The organism is Stutzerimonas stutzeri SDM-LAC (assembly GCF_000235745.1).
GTDB lineage: Bacteria > Pseudomonadota > Gammaproteobacteria > Pseudomonadales > Pseudomonadaceae > Stutzerimonas > Stutzerimonas stutzeri_H.
In genome coordinates, this window is record NZ_AGSX01000073.1 from 1 (window position 1) to 2,885 (window position 2,885).

The following is a 2,885-nucleotide window of genomic DNA, read 5'->3' on the forward strand; positions in this document are numbered from 1 at the left end:
TGATCCGGAGATGTCTGAATGGGGGAACCCAGCCATCATAAGATGGTTATCACACACTGAATACATAGGTGTGTGAGGCGAACCAGGGGAACTGAAACATCTAAGTACCCTGAGGAAAAGAAATCAACCGAGATTCCCTTAGTAGTGGCGAGCGAACGGGGACTAGCCCTTAAGCTTCTTTGATTTTAGCGGAACGCTCTGGAAAGTGCGGCCATAGTGGGTGATAGCCCTGTACGCGAAAGGATCTTAGAAGTGAAATCGAGTAGGACGGAGCACGAGAAACTTTGTCTGAATATGGGGGGACCATCCTCCAAGGCTAAATACTACTGACTGACCGATAGTGAACTAGTACCGTGAGGGAAAGGCGAAAAGAACCCCGGAGAGGGGAGTGAAATAGATCCTGAAACCGTATGCGTACAAGCAGTGGGAGCCTACTTTGTTAGGTGACTGCGTACCTTTTGTATAATGGGTCAGCGACTTATTTTCAGTGGCGAGCTTAACCGAATAGGGGAGGCGTAGCGAAAGCGAGTCTTAATAGGGCGTCTAGTCGCTGGGAATAGACCCGAAACCGGGCGATCTATCCATGGGCAGGTTGAAGGTTGGGTAACACTAACTGGAGGACCGAACCGACTACCGTTGAAAAGTTAGCGGATGACCTGTGGATCGGAGTGAAAGGCTAATCAAGCTCGGAGATAGCTGGTTCTCCTCGAAAGCTATTTAGGTAGCGCCTCGTGTATCACTGCTGGGGGTAGAGCACTGTTTCGGCTAGGGGGTCATCCCGACTTACCAAACCGATGCAAACTCCGAATACCAGCAAGTGTCAGCACGGGAGACACACGGCGGGTGCTAACGTCCGTCGTGAAAAGGGAAACAACCCAGACCGTCAGCTAAGGTCCCAAAATCCTGGTTAAGTGGGAAACGATGTGGGAAGGCTCAGACAGCTAGGAGGTTGGCTTAGAAGCAGCCACCCTTTAAAGAAAGCGTAATAGCTCACTAGTCGAGTCGGCCTGCGCGGAAGATGTAACGGGGCTCAAACCAGGTACCGAAGCTACGGGTTCAACGTAAGTTGAGCGGTAGAGGAGCGTTCTGTAAGCCTGTGAAGGTGAGTTGAGAAGCTTGCTGGAGGTATCAGAAGTGCGAATGCTGACATGAGTAACGACAATGCGAGTGAAAAACTCGCACGCCGAAAGACCAAGGGTTCCTGCGCAACGTTAATCGACGCAGGGTGAGTCGGTCCCTAAGGCGAGGCTGAAGAGCGTAGTCGATGGGAAACGGGTTAATATTCCCGTACTTCTAGTTACTGCGATGGGGGGACGGAGAAGGCTAGGCCAGCTTGGCGTTGGTTGTCCAAGTTTAAGGTGGTAGGCAGAGATCTTAGGTAAATCCGGGGTCTTAATGCCGAGAACTGATGACGATCCTTCTTTTAGAAGGAGAAGTGGTTGATGCCATGCTTCCAGGAAAAGCCTCTAAGCTTCAGGTAACTAGGAACCGTACCCCAAACCGACACAGGTGGTTGGGTAGAGAATACCAAGGCGCTTGAGAGAACTCGGGTGAAGGAACTAGGCAAAATGGCACCGTAACTTCGGGAGAAGGTGCGCCGGTGAGGGTGAAGGGTTTACCCCGTAAGCTCATGCCGGTCGAAGATACCAGGCCGCTGCGACTGTTTATTAAAAACACAGCACTCTGCAAACACGAAAGTGGACGTATAGGGTGTGACGCCTGCCCGGTGCCGGAAGGTTAATTGATGGGGTTAGCGCAAGCGAAGCTCTTGATCGAAGCCCCGGTAAACGGCGGCCGTAACTATAACGGTCCTAAGGTAGCGAAATTCCTTGTCGGGTAAGTTCCGACCTGCACGAATGGCGTAACGATGGCGGCGCTGTCTCCACCCGAGACTCAGTGAAATTGAAATCGCTGTGAAGATGCAGTGTATCCGCGGCTAGACGGAAAGACCCCGTGAACCTTTACTATAGCTTTGCACTGGACTTTGAATTTGCTTGTGTAGGATAGGTGGGAGGCTTTGAAGCGTGGACGCCAGTTCGCGTGGAGCCATCCTTGAAATACCACCCTGGCAACTTTGAGGTTCTAACTCTGGTCCGTTATCCGGATCGAGGACAGTGTATGGTGGGTAGTTTGACTGGGGCGGTCTCCTCCTAAAGAGTAACGGAGGAGTACGAAGGTGCGCTCAGACCGGTCGGAAATCGGTCGTAGAGTATAAAGGCAAAAGCGCGCTTGACTGCGAGACAGACACGTCGAGCAGGTACGAAAGTAGGTCTTAGTGATCCGGTGGTTCTGTATGGAAGGGCCATCGCTCAACGGATAAAAGGTACTCCGGGGATAACAGGCTGATACCGCCCAAGAGTTCATATCGACGGCGGTGTTTGGCACCTCGATGTCGGCTCATCACATCCTGGGGCTGAAGCCGGTCCCAAGGGTATGGCTGTTCGCCATTTAAAGTGGTACGCGAGCTGGGTTTAGAACGTCGTGAGACAGTTCGGTCCCTATCTGCCGTGGACGTTTGAGATTTGAGAGGGGCTGCTCCTAGTACGAGAGGACCGGAGTGGACGAACCTCTGGTGTTCCGGTTGTCACGCCAGTGGCATTGCCGGGTAGCTATGTTCGGAAGAGATAACCGCTGAAAGCATCTAAGCGGGAAACTTGCCTCAAGATGAGATCTCACTGGAGCCTTGAGCTCCCTGAAGGGCCGTCGAAGACTACGACGTTGATAGGTGGGGTGTGTAAGCGCTGTGAGGCGTTGAGCTAACCCATACTAATTGCCCGTGAGGCTTGACCATATAACACCCAAACAATTTGATGTTTGCGTGTCAGACGGTTGAAGTCGACAAACAAACCGAAAAGACGCATCGCTCGCAAAGCGAACCGAAATAC

The 2,885-nt window shown here is 52.2% G+C and carries 1 rRNA gene; it reads left to right on the plus strand.

Features of this window, described 5'->3' with window-relative positions:
- A 23S ribosomal RNA gene (locus PSTU_RS0109105) occupies positions 1-2,791 on the plus strand; the annotation flags it as partial.
- Positions 2,792-2,885 lie beyond the last annotated feature (94 nt).